The sequence below is a fragment of the Haloferax sp. s1 genome (assembly GCF_058382125.1).
In genome coordinates this window covers 1-1,115 of the sequence record NZ_JBZRPK010000109.1, presented here as the reverse complement: position 1 = coordinate 1,115, position 1,115 = coordinate 1, and the positions used below count along the sequence as shown (strand labels likewise).

Genomic DNA, 1,115 nt, shown 5'->3' with positions numbered 1-1,115 from the left:
CCCATCTGGCAATAACTCGCTTGTGGACCTCGTCCGCGCCGTCGATGATGCGGAACTGGCGGACGTTTTCGTAGAAGTCCGCCAGCGGGAGGTCCTTGCCGATGCCGTTTCCGCCACAGATTTGAACCGCGGTGTCGATGGCGTCCTGCGCGACGTCCGCGGTGAACACCTTGCTCATCGCCACCTCGACGCGGGCCTGCTCACCGGACGCGATTCGGTGAGCGGCGTGGCGGACCATCGATCGAGCGGCGTGGAGTCGCGTCTCGATATCGGCGACATCGAACCGTATCGCCTGCTTGTCCGAGAGCGTCCCCTCGAACGCTCGCCGCTCATCGGCGTACGCCTTCGCCACGTCGAGCGCGCGCTCGGCCATCCCGGAGAAGCGCATGCAGTGGGTGAGACGGGCAGGGCCGAGTCGCTGTTGGGTGATGGCGAACCCTGCGTTCTCCGCGCCGAGCAAGTTCTCCTCGGGGACTCGAACGCTTTCGTATCGAATCTCCGCGTGACCGATTCCGGTGACCTCGCCGCCGACGTGGGGAATGTCCCGCTCGACGCGGACGCCCGGCGCGTCCGCGGGAACGAGGAAGAGAGAACACCCCTGGTACGGGTGGGCGTCCTCGTCGGTCCGGGCCATCACCAGCAGGACGTCGGCCTCGGTTCCCTGCGTCGTCCACCACTTGTGACCGTCGATGACCCATTCGTCTCCGTCCTTCTTCGCAGTCGTCCGAATCATCTTGGGGTCCGACCCGGCCCCGGGTTGGGGTTCGGTCATCGAGAAACCCGACTTGATGTCACCCTCGACCAGCGGTTCCAGCCACCGCTCCTTCTGTTCGTCCGTCCCGACCAGTTCGAGGGTGTGCATGTTGCCCTCGTCCGGCGCGTCGACGCGAATGGCCGTCGCACCGAGGAGGCTCCGCCCGGCTGCCTCGAAGACCGGGAGCACCTCGCGGAATCCCATTCCCATCCCGCCGTACTCCTCGGGGATTTGCGGGGCGTACACGTCGTAATCACTGGCTTTCTCGCGGAGTTTATCTACGGTCTCGTCAGAGGCCGGTCCATCGCCGAGGAGTTCCCGCTCGACGGGGATGACCTCCACCTTGACGAAGGTCCGGACT

1 protein-coding gene is annotated in these 1,115 nt (G+C 65.6%); it reads right to left on the bottom strand.

Annotated features, from left to right (window positions below):
• Positions 1 to 1,115 (bottom strand): acyl-CoA dehydrogenase family protein (locus QT222_RS00755; protein ID WP_491475984.1); only part of this gene is annotated, 1,115 nt, incomplete at both ends.